This window comes from Chelatococcus sp. KU-N122, assembly GCF_055391085.1.
On the sequence record NZ_AP043981.1, the window covers coordinates 4,706,797 to 4,732,649 of the forward strand.

Here is a 25,853-nt window from a genome sequence, read left to right on the forward strand (position 1 = left end):
CACAGCTTTCGCCCTTCCGATACGGTAGTGATAGCGGCAACAGGAACGCGCCTCGGACGGCAGTTCCCTGCATGGCCCCGGAAAAAACATGCTGTTCGATGCGGCCACGCTTTTCGTCGTCGGTGGTGTGACGACCACCATCCAGAGCGTGCTCCTGTCTTATTTCTGGGTGCGCGACCGGCGCTTCACACCATTGCTGTGGTGGGCCGCCGCCTATCTCGTGGCCGGCGTGAGCCGGGCGCTTCCCGCATGGCTCGACCTGCCGCACGACGGCGCTGCGGCGATGCTTGCCGACATCGCCAGGCTTTCCGCATTTGCCCTCGCATGGCAGGGCGTCCGGGTCTTCGAGGGCCGAACATCGCTATGGCCGATCGCCATACTGCTGCCGATGATCTGGCTGGTGGTCAATCTACCCGCCATCGTCGGCGGATTTGCCTGGGCAAGATCATTCCTGCCCGCGGCGGGGATAGCGGCCCTGTCGGTGGCGATCGCCGTCGAGTGCTGGCGCGGCCGCGGCGAGCGTCTGATGTCGCGCGACGCCATGATGGCCCTTGCCGGCATCATGGCTTTCGTCAGCGCGGCCCGCGCGGCGTCCTTCGCCTTCGTATCGTGGCCGATCGAGGTGCCAGCGCTCTGGAACAGTATCGCATTCCTGTTCACCTTCCTGACGACGACGACATTCTCCTTCCTGGCCGTCGCCCTCAGCAAGGAGCGGGCGACGCTCGCGTCGCCGCGCGACGCCGTGATCGATCCGGTCACCGGTGTGCTCGCCCGCGGCAGCTTCGTGATTCAGGCGGAGCGTGCCATTCGACGGTACAGGGCCGAGCAGCGAGAGGTCTCGCTCCTGTTTGCGGAGATCCGGCCGAATGTTTCGGCCGGCGTGATCGAGGCTGAGCCACTCAATCGATTCGCGCGCGTCATCGGTCAGCAGCTCCAGTCGACCGACGTCGTCGGCCGCACCGGACACGCCGATTTCGCCTGTCTGCTGACGGGCGCGGCAGCTGGACACGCGACGGCGTCCGGCGAACGGATGTTCCGCGCTCTGAGAGACTTCTGCGACGAGCGCGGCTGGCGTCTCGACATCGGCATCGCCTCCACGTCCGAGGGCGGCCATGATCTCACGGCGCTCGCTGCTGCCGCCTGCGCCGCGCTCGACCGGTCCCGCGCGCAGGCCGCCTCCGGTGTCGTGCTGTTTGATCCGGCCATGCACCAGCCGGCGCCTTTCGACGGCGAAGGCGGCGATCGTCGCGTTGTGCCCTTCGTGCGCAGGCAGCCTGGACATTAGCGGGGGCGGGCGGGCTCCCGCTGCCTCGACGCCGCCGGCACGACTTTTTTCGTTTTCGCGGCGTTTTCCTGCTTCGGCCCCACCGATCGTCTACTTGACCCTCAAAAGGCGGGGGTTCAGATTTGATTTCGACAAGTTCCAAACAGGTGCTTGAGTTGCCGCCGTCGCCCGCGGTTCACCCATTTTCCGCGGGCATTCCCACCCGCAACGGCGGAGCGGGTTTTGCCAAGGAGGAGGGCTGCATGGTCGCCGTGAACATGACGGTGAACGGAAAGCCGGCGTCTGCGGAGCTCGATCCGCGCACTCTGCTCGTTCAGTTTTTACGCGATCACCTGCGCCTGACCGGCACGCACGTGGGCTGCGATACCAGCCAATGCGGCGCCTGTGTCGTTCACATGGACGGGCATGCCGTGAAGAGCTGCACCGTGCTGGCGGCCACTTGCGCCGGATCGCAGATCACCACCATCGAAGGCCTGGCGAGCCCCGCCGGGCTGCATCCGATGCAGGAAGCCTTTCGCGACAACCACGGCCTCCAGTGCGGCTTCTGCACACCCGGCATGATCATGACTGCGGTCGACATGGTCCGGCGCAAAGGCTCGGCGCTCGATGAGACCACGATCCGCGAGGAGCTGGAGGGCAACCTCTGCCGCTGCACCGGCTACCACAACATCGTCAAGGCGATCGCGGCCGGCGCCCGGGCCATGGCAGCTGAGGGGCCGGCGCAGCAGGCGGCCGAGTAGACGGACGGCGGGCCCGGCCCGCGCCGGCGGATCACAATCGAGGAGCATGCGGTCATCGCGGCATGCGCGAATGCTGAGCATGCTCTCGTCCAGGGAGGACCATCATGGGCGTGACGAAGATCGGCACCGCGGTGCGCCGAAAGGAAGATCAACGCTTCATCACCGGCCGTGGCCAGTACACCGACGATCTCAACCGACCGGGCCAGGCCCATGCCGTGTTCGTGCGGTCGCCCCACGCCCACGCCCACATCCGCAGCATCGATTCGGCCGCCGCCCGCGCCTTGCCGGGTGTCCTGGCGGTTCTGACGGGAGATGACGTCGCCGCGGACAACGTCGGCGGCCTCATCTGCGGCTGGATGATCCACTCCAAGGACGGCAGCCCCATGAAGGCGGGCGCGCATCCGGCGCTGGCCCAGGGCAAGGTCCGCTACGTGGGGGACCATGTCGCGGTGGTGATCGCCGAGACGCTGACGGCCGCCCGTGACGGCGCCGAGGCCGTCGTCGTCGACTACGACGTCCTGCCGGCGGCGGTCGACACTGCCAAGACCCAGGCGCCGGAGGCGCCGCAGGTGCACGAGGTGGCCCCCCGCAACACCGTCTACGAATGGCAGCTGGGCGACAAGACGGCGACCGACGCAGCCTTTGAACGGGCAGCTCACGTCACCAAGCTCGACCTGGTCAACAACCGGCTGGTGCCCAATCCGCTCGAGCCGCGGGTGGCGATCGGCGAATACGAGCCGGGGACCGAGGTTTTCACGCTCCATACCACCAGCCAGAACCCGCATGTGGCGAGGCTCGTGCTGGCCGCCTTCATCGGCATCGCCCCCGAGCACAAGCTGCGTGTCATCGCCCCCGACGTGGGCGGTGGCTTCGGCTCCAAGATCTTCATCTATGCCGAGGAAACCGTCTGCGTGTGGGCGGCGAGGCGGGTCGGGCGCCCGGTCAAATGGACTAGCGACCGTACCGAGGCGTTCCTGTGCGACGCGCATGGACGCGACCATGTCACCCACGCCGAGCTCGCGCTCGACGAGCGCGGCAAGGTCCTCGGCCTCCGGGTCAAGACGATCGCCAATCTGGGCGCCTATCTGTCGACCTTCTCGTCGTCGGTGCCGACCTATCTCTATGCGCCGCTGCTGTCCGGCCAGTACGACATTCCCGCCATCAACTGCGAGGTCGACGGCGTCTACACCAACACGGCGCCCGTCGACGCCTACCGGGGGCGGGACGGCCCGAGGCCACCTTCGTGATCGAGCGTCTGATGGAGGTCGCGGCCCGCGAGCTCGGCATCGATCCGGTGCAGTTGCGCCGCCGCAACTTCGTGAAGAGCTTCCCCCACCAGACGCCGGTGATCATGGCCTACGATACCGGCGACTATAACGCCTCGCTGGCGCGGGCCCTGGAGCTGATCGACTACACGGGCCTCGCCAAGCGCAAGCGCGAGAGCGCCCGCAAAGGCATGCGGCGGGGCATCGGCTTCTCCGCCTACATCGAGGCCTGCGGCATCGCCCCGTCGCAGGCGGTGGGCTCGCTCGGCGCCGGCGTCGGCCTGTGGGAATCGGCCGAGGTCCGGGTCAATCCGACCGGCTCCGTGGAGGTGCTCACCGGCTCCCACAGTCACGGCCAGGGACACGAGACGACGTTCGCCCAGTTGGTGTCGGACCGGCTCGGCATCCCCATCGAGCAGGTGTCGATCGTTCACGGCGATACCGACAAGGTGCAGTTCGGCATGGGCACCTACGGCTCGCGCTCGGGCGCCGTCGGCATGTCGGCCATCGTCAAGGCCATGGACAAGGTGATCGCCAAGGCCAAGAAGGTGGCGGCCTACGTGCTCGAAGCGTCCGAGGGCGATATCGAGTTCAAGGACGGGCGCTTCTCCGTTGCCGGCACGGACCGCGGGCTCGCCTTCGGCGAGGTCGCGCTGCAGGCCTATATCGCCCACAAGTTCTCCGGACAGGAGCTGGAGCCGGGGCTCAAGGAGGGGGCGTTCTACGACCCGACCAATTTCACCTTCCCGGCCGGCGTCCACGTCTGCGAGCTGGAGATCGACCCGGAGACCGGCGTCGCGACCATCGACAAATGGGTTGCCGTCGACGATTTCGGCAACGTCATCAATCCGATGATCGTCGAGGGGCAGGTCCACGGGGGCATCGCCCAGGGCGTCGGCCAGGCCCTGTTCGAAGGCGCCGTCTACGACGGCTCCGGCCAGCTGGTGACCGCGAGCTTTATGGACTACCGCATGCCGCGGGCGGCCGACCTGCCGTCGTTCACCGTCGACATGACGGTCACGCCGTGCCCGTCCAACCCGTTGGGCATCAAAGGCTGCGGCGAGGCCGGCGCCATTGCGGCTCCCCCCGCCGTGGTCAATGCGCTGACCGATGCGCTCGGCCACGAGAACATCGAGATGCCGGCGACGCCCCAGGCGATCTGGCGGGCCTGCCGGACGCCGCCGCGCCTTGCGGCCGAATAGGGCTGAATGAGGCGTCGGCCCGTCGTCTCGCGCATCGGAGCCCAAACAAGGCGCCGGTCGTGAAGCGAAGCCGATGCTAGATCGATGAGATTGAGCGACGGCTCCGATCCTGTCGGAGCGTCCGCTGCTCTAAAGCGCATCTGACGAGCCCGCATCGCTGCGGGAGAGCGGAGAGCCACGATGTACGCTTTCGATTACCATCGCCCGACGACCGCGCGGCAGGCCGCCGGCCTGCTCGGGAAGGACGAGGACACCCGTCTGCTCGCCGGCGGGCAATCACTGCTGCCGATGATGAAGCTTCGGCTGGTGCAGACGGGCCATCTCGTCGACCTCAATGCCGTCGAAGAGCTGAGAGGGATCGATCGCAGCCCGCGCACGCTCACCATCGGCGCCATGACGCGCCACGCCGAGGTCGCCGAGTCGCCCGACGTCGCCGAGGCGATTCCCGCGCTGGCCGAGCTGGCCTCGACGATCGGCGACCCGGCCGTGCGCCATATGGGCACCCTCGGCGGCTCCATCGCCAACAACGATCCGGCCGCCGACTATCCGGCTGCGTGCCTGGCGCTCGGCGCCACCATCATCACCAACAAACGCAAGATCGAGGCGGACGACTTCTTCAAGGGCCTGTTCGAGACGGCGCTGGAGGAGGGCGAGCTCGTCGTCAAGGTGAGCTTCCCGGTGCCGGCCAAGGCGGGCTATGCCAAGTTCCCCAACCCCGCGTCGCGCTTCGCCCTGGTCGGCGTGTTCGTCGCCAAGCGCAGCTCGGACATCCGAGTCGCGGTGACGGGCGCCGGCGCCAACGGCGTCTTTCGCTGGCTGGAGGCCGAGGAGGCCCTGAAGGGGCGGTTCACGGCCAAGTCGCTGGACGGACTGGTCCCGCCCACGGAGGGGCTCAACAGCGACATCCACGCCGATGCCGAATATCGGGCGCATCTGATCGGCGTCATGGCCAGGCGGGCGGTGCAGCAAGCGTCCGCCTGATCGAGGGCGGCTGCACTTTGCCGGGGCGGGGCTCGAATCCGAGAGCTCCGGTCGGCGGGCGGGCGCCGGGGCGCGACGTCGCGGCGATTTCATTCCGGCGGAAAGCGCTTTAAGACCAGTGACGGTTGCCGTCGCCCGATCGGATCGTCATGGTTCATTCGCCGCCCACCAGCATCGACCAGACACTCAAGCTGCTGGAGGCCGGGGGCTACGTCGCCGATCGGTCTCTCGCGACCGTTCTGTTCCTGTCGCTGCGCATGGGGCGGCCGCTCTTCCTCGAAGGCGAGGCCGGCGTCGGCAAGACGGAGATCGCCAAGGTGCTGGCGCGGACGCTGGGCCGCCGCCTGATCCGCTTGCAGTGCTACGAAGGCCTCGACGTCGCCGCCGCCGTCTACGAATGGAACTATGCCGGCCAGATGATGGCGATCAGGCTCGCCGAGGCGGCCGGAGACATCGACCGCGACACGTTGCAGAGCGACATCTTCTCGGAACGCTACCTGATCAAGCGCCCGCTGCTGCTGGCGCTGGAGCCCGATCCGGCCGGCCCGCCCGTGCTGCTCATCGACGAGCTGGACCGTACGGACGAGGCGTTCGAGGCCTATCTGCTCGAGGTGCTCTCGGATTTCCAAGTGACGGTGCCCGAGCTCGGGACGATCCGCACCGAGCGGTCGCCCATCGTCATCATCACCTCCAATCGCACGCGGGAGATCCATGACGCCCTGAAGCGGCGTTGCCTTTACCATTGGGTCGATTATCCGGACAGCGAGCGGGAACTGGCGATCCTGAAGGCGCGGCTGCCGCAGGCCCCGGCCGAGCTGTCGAAGGCCATCGTCGGGCTGGTGCAGGCGATGCGGAAGGAAGACTTGTTCAAGCTCCCGGGCGTGGCCGAGACGCTCGATTGGGCCTCGGCGCTGGTCGAGCTCGATGCCGTGGCTCTCGATCCGACCGTCGTGGCGGATACCCTGGGCGTGCTGCTCAAGTATCAGGACGACATCGAGAAGATGAAGGGCTCGCGCATCAAGGAGATGCTCGACAGCCTCGAGCGTGATCTCAAGGCGGCGGAGTGACGGCTAAGCAGGATGTCCGAACTCCGCCCGCGGCGCGGGTTCGGAAAGTCTGCATGATCTCAAAGTCTTGGCAGAGATTCGCGGGTCGGAACACGGTTCCGACCCGCGAATCTCTACTTAGCCTCGGATAGCAGCGGACATGACCGGCGCGGAGCAAGCGGACCAGGGGCGGCTGGCGGACAACATCGCCCACTTCGGGCGGGCGCTCCGCGTGGCGGGGCTGCCGGTGGGGCCTGGCACCGTCCTGGACGCGATCACGGCTCTGGAGGTCGCGGGGATCGGCAACCGCGCCGACTTCTACTGGACGCTGCACGCCGTGTTCGTCACCCGTCGCGAGCAGAGCGTCATCTTCGAGCAGGCGTTCCGGCTGTTCTTCCGCCGCCGCGGCCTGATCGAGAAGCTGATTGCCATGATGAGCCCGGTGGCGCCGGCCGCCGCGGAGCACAAGCCGCCCAAGCCGGGTTCGGCCCGCGTCGCCGAGGCGTTTGCGCCCAGGCGCCGCGATGCCGAGCCCAAGCAGCAGGAGGTCGAACTGTCGGCGCGCCTCAGCGTCTCCGACCGCGACATCCTGCGTGCGAAGGACTTCGCCCAGATGAGTGCGGCCGAGATCGCCCAGGCCAAGCGGCTGATCTCCGAACTGCGGCTACCGGTCGACCGCGTCGTCACGCGCCGTTTCGTGCCGGACCCGCGTGGCGCCCGCATCGACGCGCGCCGCTCCTTCCGCCGGTCCCTGCGATCGGGCGGGGCCATGATCGAGCTGGCGCTGCGCGAACCGGCCACGCGCCACCCGCCGGTGGTGGCGCTGGTCGACATTTCCGGCTCGATGGCGGAGTACACGCGCCTTCTCCTTCATTTCATGCACACGCTGGCGGAGCGTGGCCAGCGGGTGCACACGTTCCTGTTCGCCACGCGGCTGACCAACGTCACGCGCGAGCTCGCGGGGCGCGACCCGGACGAGGCCCTGGCGCGGGCGTCCAAGGCCGTGCCTGACTGGGAGGGGGGCACGCGCATCGCCGCAGCGCTGCATCGCTTCAACCGGCTGTGGTCGCGGCGGGTGCTGTCGCAGGGCGCCGTCGTGCTGCTGTTCACCGATGGGCTGGAGCGCGACGTGACCGACGAGCTGACGTTCGAGCTCGACCGGCTGCGCCGCTCCTCCCGGAAGCTGGTCTGGCTCAACCCGCTGCTCCGCTATGACGGTTTCGAAGCGCGCGCCGCGGGCATCCGCGCCATGTTGCCCCACGTCGACGAGTTCCGCTCCATCCACTCGGTCGCATCGATGCAGGATCTCGTGGCCGCGCTCGGCGCGGCCCGCCCCGGCGAAAATCCGAGGCACTGGTTGCGTTGACCAGCTCCGCAGCCGGCGGCCTTGTGCGCTGCCGGGCAGGGCTTACTTTGAGGTCGCGTGGAGACGAGCAAGATGCTGGCAAGCGACGACGACATCCTGAGGGAAGCGGAGAACTGGCGCCGCGCCGGCAAGGGCGTGGCGCTGGCCACGGTGGTGGAGACCTGGGGCTCGGCGCCGCGGCCGGTCGGCAGCCACCTCGTCATCCACGAGGACGGGAATTTCCTGGGCTCGGTGTCCGGCGGCTGCGTCGAAGGCGCGGTCGTGACCGAGGCGATGGACGTGATCGGCGAGGCCAAGCCCAAGATGCTGGAGTTCGGCGTCGCCGACGAGACGGCCTGGCAGGTGGGCCTCTCCTGCGGCGGCCGCATCAAGGTCTACGTCGAGCCCGTGAACTGAACCACATCCGGGGAGCGGTCCGATGAAGCTCGATAGTCTCGCCGCCCTCAACAGGTCGCGCCGGGAGCGTACGGCAGTGATCCTGGTGACCGACATGGGCTCGGGCGCGCAACGGCTGGTGGCGCCGGAGGCGATCGCGGCGGACCCGCTGGCCGTCGAGCTCGCCGAGCGGCTGACGCAGGGCCGGAGCGGCCTGGTCGAGGCGGACGGGCGCAGCTACTTCCTGTCGGTCCATGTGCCGCCGGTGCGGCTGGTGGCGACCGGGGCCGTCCATATCTCGCAGGCCCTGGCGCCGATGGCACGTCTCGTCGACATCGACGTGACGATCATCGACCCGCGCACCGCCTTCGCGACGCCGGAGCGCTTTCCGGACGTGCGGCTGTTGCCGGAGTGGCCCGACGAAGCGCTGGCCGCTGCCCCGCTCGACCGCTACACCGCCTTCGTCGCGCTGACGCACGACCCCAAGATCGATGATCCGGCGCTCACGGCCGCGCTGCGCTCGGAGTGCTTCTATATCGGTGCGCTGGGCTCCCGGAAAACCCACGCCAAGCGGCTCGACCGCCTGAGGGAGGCGGGTTTCGGCGAAGCCGACGTCGCCCGCATCCACGCGCCCATCGGCCTCAATATCGGTGCGGTCAGCCCGGCTGAGATCGCCGTTGCCATCCTGGGCGAAATCATTGCGACGCTGCGGCGCGAGCACGCCGAGCGGAAGCGGGCCGCATGAGATTCGGCTCCATCCCCGTTGCCGAGGCGGAAGGCGCCATTTCCGCCCATGCGATCAATGCGGGCGATGTGCACATCAAGAAGGGGACGCGGCTGACCGCGGACCACCTGCGCAGGCTCGAGGCGCTGGGCCTGACGGCCCTGATCGCGGCGCGGCTCGATGCCGACGACATTGCCGAGGACGAGGCGGCGGCACGGCTCGCCGCCGCCGTGACGGGCGAGGGCGTGCGCATCGAGGCCCCGTTCACCGGCCGCTCGAACCTGTTCGCCACGACGCCCGGCGTGCTCGAGGTGGACGTGGCTGCGGTCGATGCGGTGAATGCCATCGACGAGCGGATCACCATCGCCACGCTGCCGGCCTTCAAGCCGGTCGTCGCGGGCGAGATGGTGGCGACCGTCAAGATCATTCCCTATGCGGCGCCGGGCCACCTGCTGGCGCGCGCCGAGGAGGTGGCGTACGCCGCGCAGCCGGTCGTCCGCGTGGCCCCTTACGTGATCAGGCGCCTCGGCGTGGTGTCGACCACACTCGCCGGCCTCAAGGAGAGCGTCGTCGCCAAGACCCTGCGGGTGCTCAAACGCCGCCTGGAAGGCACCGGCGCGCGCATCATCGCCGAGCGGCGCGTCGCCCATGCGGACGACGCCCTGGCTGCGGCGCTGGCGGATCCGGTGTTCGCCGAGGCGGAGCTGATCATCGTCTTCGGCGCCTCGGCCATCGCCGACCGGCGTGACGTGATCCCGGCGGGCATCGAGGCGGTCGGGGGCCGGGTGGAGCGGCTCGGCATGCCCGTCGACCCCGGCAACCTGCTGCTGGTCGGCAGCCTGCCGGCCGGCGTGGGCCGCCGCCCGGTGATCGGCGCTCCAGGCTGCGCCCGCAGCCCCAAGGAGAACGGGTTCGACTGGGTGCTGCACCGGCTGCTGGCGGGGCTGCCGGTGACCGCTGCGGACATCGGCCGGCTCGGCGTTGGCGGGCTCTTGATGGAGATCGGTTCCCGGCCACAGCCGCGGGCGGGCGGCGAGAGCGCCGACGAGGACGATATGGAATGAGCATCGCCGGCGTCGTCCTGGCGGCGGGGCGCTCGACGCGCATGGGCAGCAACAAGCTGCTCGCTGCCTATCGCGACCGGCCGCTGGTGTTGCATGCCCTGGCGGCGGCGCTGGCGAGCCCGCTCACGCCGGTCGTGGCCGTGACCGGCCATCAGGCGGCGGCCGTCGCGGCCGCCATTGCCGCGGCCGCGGGGGCCGGCGATTTGCCTGGGGCGGCCGGCCGGCTACGGGTGGTGCACAATCCGCGCTTCGCGGATGGCCTCGCCACGTCGCTGCAGGCCGGGCTCGCGGCCTTGCCGCACGAAAGCGACGGCTGCCTGGTGCTGCTCGGCGACATGCCCCTGGTCACCCCGGCGCTCATCGCGCGGCTGCTGGAGGCACAGGCGGCCCATCCCGACGCTGCTGCGGTCGTCCCGCTCATCGGCGGGCGGCGCGGCAATCCGGTGCTGCTGACGCGACGGCTCTTTCCCGGGCTCGCCGCCCTCGCGGGTGACGAAGGCGCGCGGCGGCTGCTGGCGGGCCGGACGGACGTGGTCGAGGTGGAGATCGCCGACCCGGGCGCCGCCCTCGACGTCGATACGCCGGAGGCCCTGCGCGAGCTGATCGGGACCGAGCCCACGCGAGGCGACCGGTGACCACGAGCCAGGAGCATTCTGCCGTTGGATGGAACCATCCAACGGCAGAATGCTCATAGCCTTTTGAATCTGGGGCGCTGCTCCGGCGATTGGGTGAGCCCGCCCAATCTCGAAGCGCTCCGGGCTGTGCGTGCAACGAGCGGGGAGGAGCCTTCAGGCGCCTGCATGGAGCAGCGGGATCGTCTGCGTGATGCGGGCTTCCTGCGTGTCGATCCGGCAGGTGGCGACGAGGGTCTCCACACCGCGCGCCGTGGCGCGGGCGAAGGCGGCAGCGTAGCCGGGGTCGAGATCGGCGGCGAGACTGAAGGCGGCGGCGCGCATCTGCACCACGAACAGCATCACGGCGCGATAGCCGTCCTCGACCATGTCGCCCAGTTCCTCCAGGTGCTTGGCGCCGCGCAGCGTGACGCAGTCCGGGAACTCGGCGAGCCCCGGCTCGCGCATCAGGTGGACGTTCTTGACCTCGACGTAGCAGAGCGGCCGGTCGGGGCTGTCGAGCAGTATGTCGACGCGGCTCGACTTGCCGTACTTCACTTCGCGTCGCAGCCCGGCGTAGCCCGTCAGATCGGGCAGGACGTCGTTGCGGATCGCCTCTTCGGCCAATGCATTCGGGCGGCCGGTGTTGATGCCGACCCATTGCGGCTCGCCCCCCAGGTCGATCTCCACCAGTTCCCACGACAGCGGCAGGGCGCGGGCGGGATTGGCGGAGCGCGACAGCAGCACCCGGCTGCCGGCTGCCGTGAGGCCGAGCATGGCGCCGGGGTTGGCGCAGTGGACGGTGGTGACCGTGCCGTCCGCCAGCTCGACGTCGGCCAGGAAGCGCTTGTAGCGGCGCAGCAGACGCGCCTCGATCAGCGGCGAAGGAAACAGCATGGGCCCGCCCATAAAGGGCCGCGACCCACTTCTCAAGCTTGAGCCGCCGGCAGCAGAGGGATAGAGCGGGGCGGACAGGAGGATCCCATGGACCAGGAAGAAGCGGTGACCGCTGCCGTGCTCGTGATCGGGGACGAAATCCTCTCCGGGCGTACCAAGGACAAGAACATCGGCTTCATCGCCGAATACCTGACCGGCATCGGCATCGATCTCAAGGAGGTCCGGGTCGTGCCGGACGAGGAGGACGAGATCGTCGCGGCGGTGAATGCGCTCAGGGTGCGCTACACCTACCTGTTCACCACCGGCGGCATCGGCCCCACCCATGACGACATCACCGCCGACAGCATCGCCAAGGCCTTCGGCGTCGGCATCTCGGAGGACGAGCGGGCCATCGAGGAGATGCTGAAGCGGGTGAGCCGTGCCGACCTGACGCCGGCGCGGCGGCGCATGGCACGCATCCCCGACGGCGCCGACCTCGTGCGCAACGCCGTCTCCAGCGCCCCCGGCTTCCGGCTCGACAACGTCATCGTCATGGCCGGCGTGCCCTCCATCATGCAGTCGATGATGGACTACGTCACGCCCACGCTCCGTACCGGCCGGCGCATGCTGTCGGTCAGTGTTCGCGCCGACGCCCGCGAGGGCGATGTGGCCGAGCCGTTCGGCGTGCTGGCCAAGGCGTATCCCGACGTGATGATGGGCAGCTATCCCTTCAACGACGAGCACGGCTACAACACCAACCTCGTCCTGCGCAGCCGCGACGCCGATCGGCTCGCCGCCGCCAAGGCGGAGGTCGAGGCCATGCTCGCGGCGTTGCCCGGGCGGGCCGGCAAGATCCCTTAAGGCCCGTCGACGAGCGTTCGCCTGCGACAGGTTCTCAGGTCGTCTTCGTGGCCTCTGGCGATGCGAGCTCGGCCAGGATCTCTCGGTTGTGCTCGCCGAGGCCGGGCGGCCGCCCGGGCGGTCGTTTGACCTCGTCGGCAAACCAGAACGGGCTCGAGACCGTCACGCCGCCCTTCGCCGACGCCATCGGCACGATGACGCCGGCTGCGCGCATCTGCTCGTCGCTCGTGGCGTCGGCGGCTCTTGCGACGATGCCGATCGGGACGCCCCGTGGGATCAGGATGGCCCGCCAGTCTGTCGTGGTGCGCGCCGCGAAGGCGTCGTCCATGAGGGCGATGAGGGCCACGGCGTTCTCGCTCCGCGCCTCCGAGGTCCGATAGCGGGGATCGTCGATCAGGTGGCCGAGGCCGATGGCGTCGGCCAGCAGCGGCCAGATCTTGAGCTGCTGCGGCGGCGTCAGGGCGATGGAGAGCCAGCGGCCGTCCGCGCAGAGGTAGTAGTTGCCGAGCGGGCTGGTCGCCGCGTGCCTGGGCGAGGGATAGGCGATCGGAACGCCGGCCGCGGTCTGCTGGATGCTCACCGCGTTCGACCAGGCGCCGTTGGCGAGTAGCGACGAGCCCACGTGGGCGCCCTTGCCGGTGACGGCGCGGCGATAGAGGGCGGCGGCAATGGCGCCGAACAGGGCGAGCGCCGCCATGTGATCGCCCATGCCCGGCGTCGAGCGTCCCGGCGGGCTGCTGTCGTCGGGGCGCACCTGGTCCATGAGGCCCGAACGCGCCCACCAGGCGGTCACGTCGAAGCCGGCCATATCCTTCTCCGGGCCCTGCTCGCCGAAACCGGTGAAGGAGGCGTAGATCAGCCGATCGTTCAGGGGCGCGAGATCGGCGTGCGCGATGCCGAGCCGCTCGCGTGCCTTGAGGGGCATATTGGTGATGAACACGTCGGCGGTTGCCACCAGGCGATGGAGCGCCGCGCGGTCGGACGCCGCCTTGAGGTCCAGGGCGAGGCTGCGCTTGCTCCGCGCCAGCAGCGTCCAATAGTAGGCCTCCTCGCTCGGCGGCAGGCCCGGCGTGAGGTGGAAGGTGCGTGTCGGATCGCCGGAACCGGGCGGCTCCACCTTGATCACGTCGGCGCCGTAGTCGGCGAGAATCGTCGCCGCGGCCGGCACGGCGACGAACGATCCCGCATCGATGACGCGCAGACCCGCGAACAGGCTCGGCTGCGGGCTGTGTTCCAGGCTGGCATCGACCACGGGCATTCTCCCCATTTGTCACGTCCCATCGTGGCGCGGGACCATGGGGGAACCTGTCATGCGAGGACGCCTCCGGCAACGTACGCCGACGCCGGGCGCGCCATGCGCCGACGGCGCAACATGCGATCCAGGGGGGCTTCCGGTCAGCCGTCGAGCTCCGGGTAGCGCCGGAAGATGCCCTGCTCGTTGAACGGGATGCGGCGTGGGCTGGCCAGGTAGGCGGCGATCGCCGGCACCTCACTCACGCGCTTGGCCAGGGCGGCGACGCGGGGCGTCTTCGCCAGAGCGCCTTTCGCGGCCTTCGGGAAGGCGTAGCTCAGGCCCTGAACGATCTGGAACAGCGACAGGTCGGCGTAGGTGAGGCCACCGCCGACCAGGTGGCGGTCGCCGGCGGGGTTCTGCCGCAGCACGCTCTCCAGCCAGCCGAGGAACTTAGGCATGCGCTCGCTGCAGAAATCCTGCGCCCGGCGCTTCGCCTCCTCGCGCTGGTCCTCGTAATAGAGGCTCACGGCGATCGGGTGATGCGTATCGTGCGCTTCGGCGACGAGGTCGGTCACCGTGAGCTGGATCTGGTGCGTCCATAGCCGTCCGGCCTCGTCCTGGGGCGCCAGGCCGAGCTTGCCGCCGAGATGGAGCAGGATGGCGGCCGTCTGGCCGACGATCAGGTCGCCGTCGCGCAGGAACGGTGGGGCGAAGGGCGGCGTCGCCAGGTCGGTCCCCTCCATGAGCTTGAACATCTCGTCCATCCCGCGCTTGTGCGTGCGCGCGACATCGACGTAGGCGGCGCCGGCGGCTTCGAGCGCCAGCCGGACGAATTCGCCTCGCCCCTGGATGTTGGGCCAGTAGTAGAGCTCGTAGGTCATCGAGCGGTCTCCCATCTTCGCTGCCGCAGGCGGTGAGATGATGCGCAGCGCTGATCCAACGCTTCAACTCAGGGAATGGATGTCGTTGCCGCGGCCTGAGCCGCGTCGGATGTCTGCTCCCGGCACGCCGCCCAGTATCGCTTGGGCGCCCGCCCATGGATGCGCTTGAACGCGTTGCCGAATGCGCTCTCGGACGCGTAACCGAGGCGGGAGGCGACGCTGGCGACGGTGTCGTTCCGGCGCAGGAAATTGCGGGCGAGCCGCATGCGCCACCGCAGCAGGTAGTCGAGCGGCGGGACGCCCACCAGCGTCTTGAAGCGGAGGGCGAAACTGGACCTGGACATGCCGACGGCTCGCGCAAGCTCGGCCACCGTCCAGTGACGCGCGGCGTCGCCGTGCAGGAGCCGCAGCGCGGCGCCGATCTTCGGGTCGGCGAGCGCCCCGATCCAGCCGGTGCCTTCCGGACCGGCCATGGCGACATGAGCGCGGAGCGCCTGGACGAGCAGCACGTCCGCGAGCCGGCGCGTCACGAGCGACGCGCCCATGCGATCGCTCCTGATCTCCCGGTCGAGGATCTCCAGCGTGCCGCGCAGGATCGCCGCTGCCGGGCCGTCCGCTGCCAGGCGCATGAATGGAGGCAGCGGCTCGAGCACCAACTGGGCATCTGACGGTTCGAACGCAAAGCTGCCGGCGAGCAGCACGGTGTCGTCTCCGCCATGGTGGGCCGTGTCGGAATGCTCCCAGTCGAACAGCGCGATGCCGTCTTCGGGGGGCTTCCGCCGGTCGTTGGCGAGCACGTAGGCCGGCGCGTTGGCCAGCAGGAAGGTGTCACCGCCGACGAGCCGGCTCGGCTCCGCGTCCGGAAGCATGATCCAACACTGCCCCCGCAGCACGGCAACGAACTTGAGGGCGGGCTTGGCGGGAAAGCGCAAGGCCCAGGCGCCGCCCGCCTCCAGACGCGTGCAGCGCGACGTGCGGATATCGAGCAGGGAGAAAACGTCCGAAAGAGGATCCATGGATTGTGGACGATCGAACCGATTCTACGGAGCGTTCAGCATAGATCATCCGACAGTCTGCCGTCAGCATCAGCCGGACGCAACACGCGTGGGAGGAGCGGCATGGCGGGGATAGAGGGCAAGGTCATCGCGATAACGGGTGCCAGCAGCGGCATCGGGGAGGCGGCGGCCCGGGTGCTCGCCGCGCGCGGGGCGAAGCTCGTGCTCGGCGCCCGCAGAGCCGATCGCGTGCAGGCGCTGTGCGACGACATCGCCGCGGCGGGCGGCGAGGCCGTCCATGCGTCGACCGACGTGAGGCGCCGCGCGGATCTCGCCGGGCTCATGGGCCTCGCCTGCGATCGCTTCGGCAAGCTGGATGTGCTGATCAGCAATGCGGGCGTGGCGCCCATCTCGCTCCTGGACGAGCTCCGGGTGGACGACTGGGAGGCCATGATCGACGTCAATATCAAGGGCGTGCTTTACCGCATCGCGGCCGCGCTGCCGATCTTCCGCCGCCAGGGCTTCGGCCATTTCGTCCACACGCTGTCCACCGCAGGGCTCAAGATCGTGCCGACCATGGCGGTCTACGCCGGCTCCAAGAATGCCGTCCGCGCCATTTCGGAGGGGCTGCGCCAGGAGGCCGGCGACAAGCTGCGCGTGACGACCATCTCGCCGGGCTTCGTCAGCACGGAGCTCGCGTCCTCCATGACCAACCCGGAGCTCCGGTCCCGGACCGCGACCGCGATGGAGCAGATGGCGATTGCGCCGACGGCGGTCGCGAGAGCGATCGCCTTCGCGATCGAACAGCCGGACGATGTGGACGTTGGCGAGATCGTGATCCGCCCGACGGCGCAGGCGTAAGGCCGGGGCAGCCTCGTCATGGTGCGGGCGGGGGGACTCGAACCCCCACGGGCCGAGGCCCTACGGATTTTCGTACCAGCTACGGCTTTCGCCGCCGCCCGGGAGGGGCGTTTGTGGTCTGGACTATCCCTTCACCTTAGCGGAAGCCTTAGGTGCTGCCCGTCTAGTCTCTACACCTTCCCCGGTCGGGGCTTGGCTCGGGATTGCCAGTGAAGGTTTCCCCGAGTTTGGGCAGTTCTGCATCCCGCGTTTCCGCGGGAGCACTCAATCGCTCAAGTCCGATGCGTCTACCATTTCGCCACGCCCGCGTGACGCGACCTCTATAGCTGCGCCGCGCCGTGCGGCCAAGCGCTCGGCACTCGAGCGCCGGGCGCTTGGCCGCACGGCACCAGTGCGCCGCGACAGGCAGGTCACGCCGCGGCGATGGGGTGCCCCGCCGGACCGCCGGACTCCGCCGGCGTCCAACCGTAGAGCCAATCGTAGCGGTCGATCAGGCGGTCGCCGAGCCGGCCCATCACCAGGTCGCGACCGAGGCTGAGCGGGGCCGGCAGGTGATAGATGCGCCCGTTCAGCTGCGCTGCCCGCTGCACGCGCGCCGCCCGTTCGCGGCGCGCTTCGGTGTAGAAGGCCAGCGCGGCATCGAGCGCCGCCGCATCGGAGAGAGCGGTGGCGGCCAGGCAACGGCCAAGCACCGCCGCATCCTCGATGGCGAGCGCACCGCCCTGCGCCAGGAACGGCAGCACCGGGTGGGCGGCGTCGCCCAGCAGCACGATGCGGCCGGCGTGCCAGCGGCGCAGCGGCGGCAGATCCTGCAGCGACCAGACGCGCCACTCGGCGGCCTGCGCCAGGAGCGCCCGCACCGGCGCGGCGGCGCGCAGGAACGCGCGGTTCAACTGGCTGCCGTCGCCGGCCGCGGCCCAGCCCGATACCGCCCCGGCTGCACGCTGGACGGCGACGACGTTCACCTGGCGGCCGGCCGCAATGGGATAGTGCACGAGGTGGCAGCCCGAGCCGAGCCACAGCCCGGTTTCCTTGCGCGGCAGACCGTCCGGCACGGCGGCGGCCGGGAGCGTGGTGCGCCAGGCATGGTAGCCGTACGGCCGCGGCCGTGCGCCGGGCTCCACGGTGCCGCGCAGGCGCGACCAGACGCCGTCGGCGGCGATGAGGAGCGCGCCGCTCAGCGTGTCGCGCTGGCCTCCGGCCGTTTCGACCGCCACCTGGACGCTGTCCTCGTGCGAGACCGCGCCGAGGGCGGTGCGGCCGACGAGCAGGCGGGTGTCCGTGCGGCTGCGGACGGCGTCGAGCAGGATCGTGTGCAGATCCGAGCGGGCGATCACCAGGTAGGGCGCGCCGAAGCGATCGCGCATGCCGGCGCCGAGCGGCGCCTCGGCGAGGGGGCGGCCGCGGGCCAGATCGCGTACGGCCAGCCGCGCCGGCTCGACCGCGTGCCGCATCAGCGCCGGGCCGAAGCCCAAGCCAAAGAGGATACCGCTGGCGTTGGGCGACAGCTGGATGCCGGCGCCCGTCTCGTCGAGCACCGTGCGACGCTCCAGGATGGTTGCCGCAATCCCGGCCTTGGCCAGGACCAATGCGGCGGTCAGGCCGCCGATGCCGGCTCCGGCGATGATGACGCGTCCGGCGTCGCTCATGGAAAGATTGTCCGTCGGCCTTAGCTCTGCACCGCCGCCAGCAACGCGCGCCGATGAACCCATGCCGCTATGCGGGGGGCTTTACAGCCACCGTTGCGGAGCTGCTAGGCGGTGACGTCATCCGCCCAGCGACACTCGGGCGGCTCGCAGGCCCCTGCCGCCAGGCTCGGGTCGAATTTGTAGAGCGTCGAGCAATAGCTGCAGATGGCTTCGTCCGAATCGCCCATGTCGATGAAGATGTGTGGATGGTCGAACGGCGGCCGCGCGCCGATGCACATGAACTCGCGCGCGCCGACGTGAATCGTCGCGACACCGAGGTCGTTCTGGAAATGCGGGACGCCGTGGTCGGCCATGTCGCGTTTCTCGGGGCTCGGATCGAACTGCGCCGCACCATAGGCACTTGCGCCTGGCGCCGCTAGTCTCGAATGGCTGCAAAAAGTGGATGGCGGCTGCTCGGGTGGGGCTTCAGCTCGTCTCCGGCGGATCCGCGTCGTCGCCTTCGATCTCGCCACGCCGCTGCAGCCATTGCGCCACCTCCCAGCACAGGATCGCCCAGGCGGCGCCCACGGTCCAGCCGGCCAGGACGTCGCTCGGGTAGTGTACGCCGAGGTAGATGCGGCTGGCGCCGACGAGCAGGGTCAGCGTGATGGCGAGGCCGAGCAGGTAGGCCTTCAGCCGCCGCTTGGGCTCGACGCGGGCGAGCAGGGCGCCGATCGTCAGATAGGTGATGGCCGACAGCATGGCGTGGCCACTGGGAAAGCTCCACGAGCTCGCATCGACCACGTGCGCGACGAAATCCGGCCGGGGCCGGCTGAAGATATGCTTCAGCGCCCAGTTGAGAATCGTGCCGCCGCCGACCGAGACGAGCACCAGCAGCGCCGCATGACGCTTGCCGGCCATGGCGAGATAGCCCATGGCCGCCAGCGTGACGAGCGTCAGCACGGCGGTGCCGCCGAGGCTGGTGAGGTCCTTGACGGCCAGGGCGACCCAGTGTGGGCCGATGGGCTCGCTGACATCGCCCGGCGTGCGCAGCGCCAGCAGGATGGCCTTGTCGAAGCCGAGGGTCTCGCCCTCGGCAACCTCGTTGGCGATGTTGACGAAGGCGAGCAGCAGCGCGGCCGAGACGAGGAGGGCGACCAGCGCCCCGACCTCCTGGCGGCCGATGCGGCTGGCGAGGCTGCGGACGGATGGGATCAGGCTCATCGGCCCGGTGTGCCACGCCGGGCCCCCGTGTTCCAGATTAGCTTGTTCCAGATCAGCGCGCGGGCCGGGCGATCAGAAGCTGCGCGGGATCGATGCGGCCGTCGGCCAGCGATTCATAGGCGCCGGCGACGGCCTCCGGCCCGTCGGCGTAGGTCCGTGTGAGCCAGGGGGCCGACAGCTCGGCAAAGCGGCCGAGCATCGCCGAGAGGCGCTCTTCGAACCCGGCCGGTCCCCACGTCTTCACCAGGCGCTGGATGTGCGTCGGGGCAAAGAAGGCTTCGGCGTCCTGCGCCAGGCCGGCGTCCCAGTGCGTGCCGCCGACCCGGATGGCGCGCACCGCGCCCTCGCCGAGCTCTGCGGTGACGCGACCGGCGAGCGCTGAATCGCCGGCCAGGTCGATGACAACGCAGGGGCCGAGGCCGCGCAGACGATCGAGATCATCGTAGGCCAGCACCGGGTCGTAGAGCCCGGTGCCCTCGACGAAGCCGACGTTGCGCCGCGAGGTCACGCCGGCGACCGCGACGGCCTCTTTGAGCAGCATGGCGAGGCCCAGCGCCACCTTGCTCGACGCGCTGATCACCGCGACGGTGCGAGCGCCGAAGACGTCGTTCTCGCGCAAAAAGGCGTCGAGCACGAACGAAGCGATCAGCAGCGGCCGGAACAGGACGTCGTTCTCGAGCCGGACGGCATCGGTCTCGCGCGTGGCGGCGTATTGGTTGTAGACCGGGTTGAGCCCGGCCCGGTGCGGGCTGTCGTCGCGCAGGCCGAGCCGGCTGCGGCTCGCCCGCATGGTGAGGCGGTTGCCCATGGGCACCAGGCCGAAGAAGCGCTCGCCCGGGCGGACATCGTCGTGGCCCGAGGCGACGACGACGGCGTGCCCCCAAGCCGGGATCCGCCCCCAGCCGTCGGCGGCGGGAAAGAGCTGCCAGTAGCCGAGCGTGTCGCCGGTCGCGGCATAGGTGAGGTTGTTGGCGCTGAGGGCAAAGCGCTCCACCGCCAGCACCACTTCACCCGGCTGGGGCGGCCGGCCGTCGACCTCGGCGACGACGCGCGTCCGGTGAAAGTCGGTGCGCGACACCTCTAGCGTCCAGCTCGTCGCGCCGGATCCGTCTCGAATAATGCCTGTCATGCGAGCCGGGATAGCCGAGCGGATGGAGACGGACGAACGCGAAGGCCGCAACGCCCGTTGCGCGGCACGCACGCCCGCGCCGTGGTTTTGCCGATTGTTGAGCTCCGATTGGCTCCATCGATCGTGTGAAAACTGGACGTTTACGGCGGGCCGGTCTCGGACGAAGCTTCGGGCTCGATCAGGAGACCCCGATGTACGTCCCACCCGCGTTCCGCGAGAGCGGGCTGCCCGTGCTGCATGAGATGATGCGAGCGGCGCGGCTTGCGAGCTTCGTCACCGCCACGCCGTCCGGCCTGATCTGCACGCCGCTGCCGCTGATCCTGGACCCGGGCGAGGGCGAGCACGGCGTGCTTTACGGCCACCTCGCCCGCGCCAACAGCCAGTGGACCGAGCCGGTGGTCGGCGAGGCCATGGCCCTATTCAACGGACCGGACGCCTACGTCTCCCCCTCCTGGTACGCGACCAAGCAGGAGACCGGGAAGGTGGTGCCGACCTGGAACTACATCGCCGTGCACGCCTACGGGCCGGTCGAGTTCTTCGAGGAGGCCGACCGCCTGCTCGCGGTGGTGACGCGGCTGACGGACCTCCATGAGCACGCGCGGGCGGAGCCCTGGGCGGTGAGCGATGCGCCGCCGGAGTTTGTCAAGGCACAGCTGCGCGGCATCGTCGGCCTGCGCATGCCGATCGCGCGGCTGGAGGGCAAGCGCAAGATGAGCCAGAACCGCAGCGCGGAGGATCGGGCCGGCGTCGCCGCCGGGCTTGCGGCCAGCGCGGAGGCCGATGAGCGCCGCGTCGCGGGGCTGATCCCACTTTGAGGGGGGCGCGGGGCGGAGTTCATGTCGATGGTGGCGGCGGCTCTACCTGGTGCGGGCGTGACCGGCTGCCAGACGGCGAGCAACGAGGTGGGCGTGCGATGTGGCGACCGGCGCGTTACGAGGAGAAGACACCGACGATTGCCACAACGGCCTGGAAGACCATTTCCCCCACGTCGACGACCGCCTTCACGATTTCGAAGAGCGAGGGCCAGCCCCTCCCGATGAACTCCAAGTTGATTGATGACAGCGGTGCCAGAGCGCTAGCCCACCAGAAAGCGCTGCCGGCCGATGCGGACATCCACCAGGCGATCAGAAAGAACGGCACAAACTGGATCGCCGTGATTGCCAAGAACCAGCCGACGTCGAAGGCGCGGCTATTGGACTTGGTGGAGATCTCTCCTGGGGACGACGTCGGCTCGGGTGCGGCGCTCCGGACCGGCCCATCGGTGTCGGCCGACCGCGCGCCGCAGCTCGCTGCACTGGCGGTGAGGTAGTCGCCAAGGACCAGCGCGGCCCGGTCGCCCGGCCTGGTCTGGACCCACGGCTTGGCGATGCAATGCGGTGGCAACTCGCCGCGCATGGTAACCGAAATGCCGGCGTCGACGAGCGCTCGTGCAATGAGATCGGTCAGCTCCCCCGAGCCGCCGATGACGACATGGCTCGGCTTCAACGGTGCAATACGTCTTACGATGGAAGCCAGCGACCTGGTGGCGGCCGGCGCGCCGAAGCCGGCGCCCGCCTCGGTAAACACATCGATCATGCCGCCGACATGTATGCCAACTAAGAAGTCGGGCTTCCTCCAGCGCGGCGCGACTGGCGCCTCCCTCGCGTGAAGCACCGGCGTCGACGTGGCTAGCATGCGCGTATGGCCTCCTCGGTGCAACCAACGTGATGTGCGAGCGTTTGGCGTTCAAGGCCAAGCTTGGTGGATTTTTCGGTGCAGCGGCAAGCCGCGTGCGGTTCCGCACGTCCTCGCGCACCCCTCGCAGGAGTGCCGGCCCATTGCTGCCATGCATAACCAAGCTTATGGTGCAGCCAACGTCCGCCTCCAGTCGGACGGAGAGGAAGCGCGCCCCGTTCCATGACCTGCATGACCGAGTTTCTCCGAACCGATGCCCAGCTGCGGCTTCGCCTGAATCCCATCCCCTCCGACCATTGCACGCTAGGTCCCGTCCATGCCGACGCGCGCTGAGCTGGTCGCCGAGCTCGCGCGGGAGGGGCGTTTCGAGATCGTCGAGACCACCGACGCCCATGGGCTGCGGGCGCGCGTCTACGCCCATGCGCCGCGCTCGCTCCGGGCGGTGCTGGAGGCGACGCGGGCCTACGACGCGCGGCCATTCCTCACCTACGACGACGAGACGCTGACGTTCCGCGAGCACTGGCGTCGTGTGGCGGCGCTGGCCCATCACCTGCGCGCCAGCGGCATCGCCAAGGGCGATCGCGTCGCCATCGGCATGCGCAACTACCCGGAATGGGTGGTCAGCTTCTGGGCCTGCCAGGCCATCGGCGCGGTCACCGTCGCGCTCAACGCCTGGTGGACGGGGCCGGAGCTCGCCTACGCGCTGGAGGACAGCGGAGCGAGCGCACTGCTGCTCGACGGCGAGCGGCTCGAGCGGCTGGCGCCCGATCTGGCGCGCCTGGCGCCGAAGACCCTGGTGGTGGCCCGCGCCGGCGACAGCCCGGCGCATGGGCTGAGCTTCGTGGCCGCAACGGCGGGCGACGGGGAGGTGCTGCCGGACGCCGAGATCGGCCCGGAGGACTTTGCCACGATCCTCTACACGTCCGGCACCACCGGCCGGCCGAAGGGCGCCGTCGCGACACACGCCAACCACGTCACCAACCTCTGGAACTCGCTGCTCGGCGTGGAGGCCGGCCGCCGGCTCGCCGGGCTGGCGCCCGGCGCAGAGGTGCCGCAGCCCCGCGCGCTGCAGACCTTCCCGTTCTTCCACATCGGCGGCATGACCGGGCTCTACGTGAACACGGCGCTGGGGGCCCAGCTCGTGGTCATGTACCGCTGGAGCGCGTCGGAGGCGGTCAGGCTGATCGAGCGGCACAAGCTCACCAGCGCCGGCGGCGTGCCGATGGTGGTGCGCCAACTGCTCGAAGCGGCAGCGGACATGGGTGGCGACCTGTCGACGCTGCAAGGCCTCACGTCGGGTGGCGCGTCGGTGCCGCCGGACCTGATCCGCCGCATCGGCAGCGACTTCGATGCCAAGGTGGCGCCCGGCAACGGCTATGGCCTGACCGAGACGACGAGCGCCGTCATCTCCAACTCCGGCGCTGAGTACCTGGCCCATCCCGACAGCGTCGGGCGGCCCATGCCCACCGCCGATATCCGCGTCGTCGATGACGCCGGCCGCGACGTGCCGGACGGCGCGGTCGGCGAGCTGTGGGCGCACGGACCCAACATCATCCCGGGCTATTGGGGCAACCCCGATGCGACCGACGCCGCGTTCGGCGGCGGCTGGTTCCGTACCGGCGATCTCGGCTACCGCGACCGGGACGGCCTTTATTACGTCGTCGACCGCAAGAAGGACGTGGTGATCCGCGGCGGCGAGAACGTCTATTGCGCCGAGGTGGAGAGCGCCATGATCGAGCACCCGCTGGTGCTCGACGTCGCCGTGATCGGCGTGCCGCACCGGGAGTGGGGCGAGGAGGTCGCCGCCGTGGTGCAGGTGACGGCGCAAGTGGCCGCAGACGGGGAGGGCGATCCGACGCCGGTGATCCTGGCGCATGTCGCCGGCAGGCTCGCCCGCTTCAAGGTGCCGACCACCGTCCGGCTGACCACCGAGGAGCTGCCGCGCACGGCGACCGGCAAAATCCTCAAGCGCGAGCTGAGGGCGCTGTTCGAGAGGTGATGACCTTTCCTTCGGCCAATCGGCGTGGCCGAAGATTTCAGAGGCATTCGCCACGTCGACCGCTGCACTCCGGTCAGGGCGCTGCGTCGAGCTCATCGCTGAATGTAAAGCGATAATCGCCAAGATCGGGCCTTGGCGCGCCTCGCGGCCATGCGGTCCGCGTGGCGGACGTGCCCAATTCGCAGCGCCCCGGTCTGGAGATCTGCGCATTCTGCGAGCACATGAGTTTCGTTTATAGCCGTTCGCATAACTTCTAATTTTGCATCGCCAGATCTCTTCCATAGCCTCACTCCCAGTTCAGCCATCTGCGCAAGCAGTCGCGTTCAGCTGAAAGTAATCATCAAGCTGGGAGAGCTGCTGTCATGAGCAAAGACACGACCGATTCGTCTGCGCCCGCCACGCCTCAAGTCGAGACGACGGGCGAGGGGCTCAGCCGCAGGACGTTCCTCAAGGCCGGCGCCGCGGCCGCCGGCGCCGCCGCGGGCTCCGGGGCGATCACCGGCTTCCCGACCATCTGGGCCCAGGAGATCAAGGACATCGAGCTGCGCCACGTCGGCGTCTCGTACTCGGTCGTCAAGGCCATCGGCGACCAGGCGTCCAAGGACCTGGGCTTCAAGGTGACGATGCAGAACCTCGATACCTCGGCCGCCATCAACCGCTTCGTCACCCAGCCCAATTCAGTCGACATCGCCGACGTCGAGGGCTGGCAGTCGAAGGTCGCCACCAAGCGCGGCGTCATTCAGGGCATCGAGGTCAAGAAGATCAAGGAGTTCGACAATATCCTGCCGATCTTCACAAAAGGTGAGATCAACGGCCACAAGATTCCGCGCCAGGGCATCTCGCCCTACGAAGCCATGTACATCGCCAAGCCGGACGCCACCGATCTGCACGACGGCGTCAGCGACTGGATGACTTTCCTGCCCCAGGTCTACAACGCCGACTCCATCGGCTACCGTCCCGACCTCGTCGGCCATGAGGTGACCGAGTGGAAGGAGCTGATCGACCCTAAGTTCAAGGGCAAGGCGGCCATTCTCGACGTACCGGCGATCGGCATCATGGATGCGGCGCTGTGCTTCGAAAGCGCTGGGCTGATCAAGTACGGCAACAAGGGCAACATGACCAAGCCCGAGATCGACTTCACCATCGACAAGCTGATCGAGCTGAAGAAATCCGGGCACTTCCGCGCCACCTGGACCACCTTCGACCAGTCGGTGCAGCTCATGGCCGCCGGTGAGGTCATCATCCAGTCGATGTGGTCGCCCGCCGTCGCCGCCGTCCGCGTCAAGGGCATTCCCTGCGTCTACGCGCCGGTCAACCTGAAGAACGGCAAGGAAGGCTATCGCGGCTGGTGCAACGGCATGGCGCTGATGAAGCATCTATCCGGCAAGAAGCTCGAGGCTGCCTACGAATACCTGAACTGGTACCTGTCCGGCTGGCAGGGTGGCTTCGTCGCCCGCTACGGCTACTACAGCCCGGTACCGTCGACGGCCAAGAAGTTCCTGACTCCGGCGGAATGGGACTTCTGGTACGAGGGCAAGCCCGCCCCGGCCGTCATCAACGACCCGTACGGGGTGCCCATGGAGCAGCCGGGCGCCAAGCGCGACGGCGGATCGTTCCTGGAGCGCGTGACCAACATCTCCTGCTGGAACACGCTGATGGACGAGAGCGCTTACATGAACAAGCGCTGGAACGACTTCAAGGTTGCTTGACGGTGGCCATGCGTAAGCCTCAAGTTATCGCGTCCGCTGAGCTGCTGGGCGCCCCTCTCCCCGCGTGCGGGGAGAGGGTAGGGTGAGGGGGCTTGCCGTGTGGCGACGACCGGCGTCGTGCTC

Annotated in this window: 23 protein-coding genes and 1 pseudogene; 15 read left to right on the top strand and 9 right to left on the bottom strand. The window is 69.1% G+C overall.

The genetic code is table 11. The annotated features are described in order from the left end of the window. Positions 1-88 precede the first annotated feature (88 nt). From ACZ5PO_RS21210 to ACZ5PO_RS21255, 10 genes and pseudogenes are all read left to right on the top strand, one after another. A complete protein-coding gene (locus tag ACZ5PO_RS21210) occupies positions 89-1,285 on the top strand; it encodes a diguanylate cyclase domain-containing protein (protein ID WP_464183714.1) in 1,197 nt (398 codons plus the stop codon). A 242-nt stretch (positions 1,286-1,527) separates the two neighbouring features. Then, positions 1,528-2,025, top strand: a complete 498-nt coding sequence (locus tag ACZ5PO_RS21215) for a (2Fe-2S)-binding protein (protein ID WP_464183716.1) — start codon at positions 1,528-1,530, stop codon at positions 2,023-2,025. Between the two features lie 104 nt (positions 2,026-2,129). Further along, positions 2,130-4,492, top strand: a pseudogene (locus tag ACZ5PO_RS21220) (xanthine dehydrogenase family protein molybdopterin-binding subunit). A 180-nt stretch (positions 4,493-4,672) separates the two neighbouring features. Beyond that, a complete protein-coding gene (locus tag ACZ5PO_RS21225; RefSeq protein WP_464183717.1) occupies positions 4,673-5,473 on the top strand; it encodes an FAD binding domain-containing protein in 801 nt (266 codons plus the stop codon). A gap of 149 nt (positions 5,474-5,622) precedes the next feature. Further along, the gene (locus tag ACZ5PO_RS21230) at positions 5,623-6,540 is read left to right on the top strand and encodes an AAA family ATPase (protein ID WP_464183718.1); all 918 of its coding nucleotides are present in this window, start codon (positions 5,623-5,625) and stop codon (positions 6,538-6,540) included. Between the two features lie 139 nt (positions 6,541-6,679). Beyond that, on the top strand, positions 6,680-7,885 hold the full coding sequence (locus ACZ5PO_RS21235; RefSeq protein ID WP_464183719.1) for a vWA domain-containing protein: 1,206 nt from the start codon (positions 6,680-6,682) through the stop codon (positions 7,883-7,885). A gap of 72 nt (positions 7,886-7,957) precedes the next feature. Further along, entirely contained in the window at positions 7,958-8,281 is a 324-nt protein-coding gene (locus ACZ5PO_RS21240; protein WP_464183720.1) for an XdhC family protein, read from the top strand. Between the two features lie 22 nt (positions 8,282-8,303). Further along, positions 8,304-9,005 carry an XdhC family protein gene (locus ACZ5PO_RS21245; protein ID WP_464183721.1) on the top strand — a complete coding sequence of 234 codons (702 nt, stop codon included), beginning with the start codon at positions 8,304-8,306 and terminating at the stop codon, positions 9,003-9,005. Then, entirely contained in the window at positions 9,002-10,048 is a 1,047-nt protein-coding gene (locus ACZ5PO_RS21250) for a molybdopterin-binding protein (RefSeq protein ID WP_464183722.1), read from the top strand. Before ACZ5PO_RS21245 ends, ACZ5PO_RS21250 begins: the two co-directional genes overlap by 4 nt. Next, positions 10,045-10,683: a nucleotidyltransferase family protein gene (locus ACZ5PO_RS21255; protein ID WP_464183723.1), complete on the top strand. Its 639-nt coding sequence runs from the start codon at positions 10,045-10,047 to the stop codon at positions 10,681-10,683. The genes ACZ5PO_RS21250 and ACZ5PO_RS21255 overlap by 4 nt, the downstream gene beginning before the upstream one ends. Positions 10,684-10,836: 153 nt before the next feature. Here ACZ5PO_RS21255 and sfsA read toward each other — a convergent pair whose 3' ends face one another. After that, complete coding sequence (gene sfsA / locus ACZ5PO_RS21260; protein WP_464183724.1) at positions 10,837-11,556, bottom strand: DNA/RNA nuclease SfsA; 720 nt, start codon at positions 11,554-11,556, stop codon at positions 10,837-10,839. A gap of 87 nt (positions 11,557-11,643) precedes the next feature. Between sfsA and ACZ5PO_RS21265 the strand changes: the two genes are divergently transcribed. Then, positions 11,644-12,396, top strand: a complete 753-nt coding sequence (locus ACZ5PO_RS21265; protein ID WP_464183725.1) for a competence/damage-inducible protein A — start codon at positions 11,644-11,646, stop codon at positions 12,394-12,396. Between the two features lie 34 nt (positions 12,397-12,430). On the opposite strand, the gene ACZ5PO_RS21270 is transcribed toward ACZ5PO_RS21265, so the two are convergent. The 3 genes from ACZ5PO_RS21270 to ACZ5PO_RS21280 all read right to left on the bottom strand — a co-directional run bounded on the left by ACZ5PO_RS21270 (position 12,431) and on the right by ACZ5PO_RS21280 (position 15,527). Next, positions 12,431-13,648: a CaiB/BaiF CoA transferase family protein gene (locus ACZ5PO_RS21270; RefSeq protein ID WP_464183727.1), complete on the bottom strand. Its 1,218-nt coding sequence runs from the start codon at positions 13,646-13,648 to the stop codon at positions 12,431-12,433. Between the two features lie 143 nt (positions 13,649-13,791). Continuing rightward, positions 13,792-14,511 carry a glutathione S-transferase gene (locus ACZ5PO_RS21275; RefSeq protein WP_464183728.1) on the bottom strand — a complete coding sequence of 240 codons (720 nt, stop codon included), beginning with the start codon at positions 14,509-14,511 and terminating at the stop codon, positions 13,792-13,794. A gap of 68 nt (positions 14,512-14,579) precedes the next feature. Beyond that, a complete protein-coding gene (locus ACZ5PO_RS21280; protein ID WP_464183729.1) occupies positions 14,580-15,527 on the bottom strand; it encodes an AraC family transcriptional regulator in 948 nt (315 codons plus the stop codon). 102 nt (positions 15,528-15,629) lie between these two features. On the opposite strand from ACZ5PO_RS21280, the gene ACZ5PO_RS21285 reads away from it, so the two are divergent. Then, positions 15,630-16,367, top strand: coding sequence for an SDR family oxidoreductase (locus ACZ5PO_RS21285; protein WP_464183731.1), 738 nt, complete (start codon positions 15,630-15,632; stop codon positions 16,365-16,367). 410 nt (positions 16,368-16,777) lie between these two features. Here the strand turns inward: ACZ5PO_RS21285 and ACZ5PO_RS21290 are convergent, their stop codons facing one another. The 4 genes from ACZ5PO_RS21290 to ACZ5PO_RS21305 all read right to left on the bottom strand — a co-directional run bounded on the left by ACZ5PO_RS21290 (position 16,778) and on the right by ACZ5PO_RS21305 (position 20,297). Then, complete coding sequence (locus ACZ5PO_RS21290; protein ID WP_464183732.1) at positions 16,778-18,016, bottom strand: FAD-dependent monooxygenase; 1,239 nt, start codon at positions 18,014-18,016, stop codon at positions 16,778-16,780. Between the two features lie 104 nt (positions 18,017-18,120). Then, positions 18,121-18,369, bottom strand: a complete 249-nt coding sequence (locus ACZ5PO_RS21295) for a zinc-finger domain-containing protein (RefSeq protein WP_464183733.1) — start codon at positions 18,367-18,369, stop codon at positions 18,121-18,123. A gap of 112 nt (positions 18,370-18,481) precedes the next feature. After that, positions 18,482-19,219, bottom strand: a complete 738-nt coding sequence (locus ACZ5PO_RS21300) for a phosphatase PAP2 family protein (protein ID WP_464183734.1) — start codon at positions 19,217-19,219, stop codon at positions 18,482-18,484. A gap of 52 nt (positions 19,220-19,271) precedes the next feature. Further along, positions 19,272-20,297 (bottom strand): DUF2855 family protein, encoded by a 1,026-nt coding sequence (locus tag ACZ5PO_RS21305; RefSeq protein WP_464183735.1) that lies wholly within the window; start codon positions 20,295-20,297, stop codon positions 19,272-19,274. 242 nt (positions 20,298-20,539) lie between these two features. Here ACZ5PO_RS21305 and ACZ5PO_RS21310 point away from each other — a divergent pair, with 242 nt between their 5' ends. Next, on the top strand, positions 20,540-21,163 hold the full coding sequence (locus tag ACZ5PO_RS21310) for an FMN-binding negative transcriptional regulator (protein ID WP_464183736.1): 624 nt from the start codon (positions 20,540-20,542) through the stop codon (positions 21,161-21,163). 115 nt (positions 21,164-21,278) lie between these two features. Here ACZ5PO_RS21310 and ACZ5PO_RS21315 read toward each other — a convergent pair whose 3' ends face one another. After that, positions 21,279-21,923 carry a hypothetical protein gene (locus tag ACZ5PO_RS21315; RefSeq protein ID WP_464183737.1) on the bottom strand — a complete coding sequence of 215 codons (645 nt, stop codon included), beginning with the start codon at positions 21,921-21,923 and terminating at the stop codon, positions 21,279-21,281. A 415-nt stretch (positions 21,924-22,338) separates the two neighbouring features. On the opposite strand from ACZ5PO_RS21315, the gene ACZ5PO_RS21320 reads away from it, so the two are divergent. Both ACZ5PO_RS21320 and ACZ5PO_RS21325 read left to right on the top strand, forming a co-directional pair. Continuing rightward, positions 22,339-24,021 (top strand): class I adenylate-forming enzyme family protein, encoded by a 1,683-nt coding sequence (locus ACZ5PO_RS21320; protein WP_464183738.1) that lies wholly within the window; start codon positions 22,339-22,341, stop codon positions 24,019-24,021. A 362-nt stretch (positions 24,022-24,383) separates the two neighbouring features. Further along, on the top strand, positions 24,384-25,730 hold the full coding sequence (locus ACZ5PO_RS21325; protein ID WP_464183739.1) for an ABC transporter substrate-binding protein: 1,347 nt from the start codon (positions 24,384-24,386) through the stop codon (positions 25,728-25,730). Positions 25,731-25,853: the final 123 nt, after the last annotated feature.

What these genes read in the sequence shown, in the direction of transcription:
- ACZ5PO_RS21290 (WP_464183732.1), bottom strand. Translation starts at nt 18,016, where the DNA reads ATGAGCGACGCCGGACGCGTCATCATCGCCGGAGCCGGCATCGGCGGC.
- ACZ5PO_RS21265 (WP_464183725.1), top strand. Translation starts at nt 11,644, where the DNA reads ATGGACCAGGAAGAAGCGGTGACCGCTGCCGTGCTCGTGATCGGGGAC.
- ACZ5PO_RS21235 (WP_464183719.1), top strand. Translation starts at nt 6,680, where the DNA reads ATGACCGGCGCGGAGCAAGCGGACCAGGGGCGGCTGGCGGACAACATC.
- ACZ5PO_RS21225 (WP_464183717.1), top strand. Translation starts at nt 4,673, where the DNA reads ATGTACGCTTTCGATTACCATCGCCCGACGACCGCGCGGCAGGCCGCC.
- ACZ5PO_RS21320 (WP_464183738.1), top strand. Translation starts at nt 22,339, where the DNA reads ATGCCGACGCGCGCTGAGCTGGTCGCCGAGCTCGCGCGGGAGGGGCGT.
- ACZ5PO_RS21275 (WP_464183728.1), bottom strand. Translation starts at nt 14,511, where the DNA reads ATGACCTACGAGCTCTACTACTGGCCCAACATCCAGGGGCGAGGCGAA.
- ACZ5PO_RS21215 (WP_464183716.1), top strand. Translation starts at nt 1,528, where the DNA reads ATGGTCGCCGTGAACATGACGGTGAACGGAAAGCCGGCGTCTGCGGAG.
- ACZ5PO_RS21245 (WP_464183721.1), top strand. Translation starts at nt 8,304, where the DNA reads ATGAAGCTCGATAGTCTCGCCGCCCTCAACAGGTCGCGCCGGGAGCGT.
- ACZ5PO_RS21210 (WP_464183714.1), top strand. Translation starts at nt 89, where the DNA reads ATGCTGTTCGATGCGGCCACGCTTTTCGTCGTCGGTGGTGTGACGACC.
- ACZ5PO_RS21295 (WP_464183733.1), bottom strand. Translation starts at nt 18,369, where the DNA reads ATGGCCGACCACGGCGTCCCGCATTTCCAGAACGACCTCGGTGTCGCG.
- ACZ5PO_RS21315 (WP_464183737.1), bottom strand. Translation starts at nt 21,923, where the DNA reads ATGATCGATGTGTTTACCGAGGCGGGCGCCGGCTTCGGCGCGCCGGCC.
- ACZ5PO_RS21255 (WP_464183723.1), top strand. Translation starts at nt 10,045, where the DNA reads ATGAGCATCGCCGGCGTCGTCCTGGCGGCGGGGCGCTCGACGCGCATG.
- ACZ5PO_RS21280 (WP_464183729.1), bottom strand. Translation starts at nt 15,527, where the DNA reads ATGGATCCTCTTTCGGACGTTTTCTCCCTGCTCGATATCCGCACGTCG.
- ACZ5PO_RS21250 (WP_464183722.1), top strand. Translation starts at nt 9,002, where the DNA reads ATGAGATTCGGCTCCATCCCCGTTGCCGAGGCGGAAGGCGCCATTTCC.
- ACZ5PO_RS21240 (WP_464183720.1), top strand. Translation starts at nt 7,958, where the DNA reads ATGCTGGCAAGCGACGACGACATCCTGAGGGAAGCGGAGAACTGGCGC.
- ACZ5PO_RS21300 (WP_464183734.1), bottom strand. Translation starts at nt 19,219, where the DNA reads ATGAGCCTGATCCCATCCGTCCGCAGCCTCGCCAGCCGCATCGGCCGC.
- ACZ5PO_RS21325 (WP_464183739.1), top strand. Translation starts at nt 24,384, where the DNA reads ATGAGCAAAGACACGACCGATTCGTCTGCGCCCGCCACGCCTCAAGTC.
- ACZ5PO_RS21230 (WP_464183718.1), top strand. Translation starts at nt 5,623, where the DNA reads ATGGTTCATTCGCCGCCCACCAGCATCGACCAGACACTCAAGCTGCTG.
- ACZ5PO_RS21310 (WP_464183736.1), top strand. Translation starts at nt 20,540, where the DNA reads ATGTACGTCCCACCCGCGTTCCGCGAGAGCGGGCTGCCCGTGCTGCAT.
- sfsA (WP_464183724.1), bottom strand. Translation starts at nt 11,556, where the DNA reads ATGCTGTTTCCTTCGCCGCTGATCGAGGCGCGTCTGCTGCGCCGCTAC.
- ACZ5PO_RS21285 (WP_464183731.1), top strand. Translation starts at nt 15,630, where the DNA reads ATGGCGGGGATAGAGGGCAAGGTCATCGCGATAACGGGTGCCAGCAGC.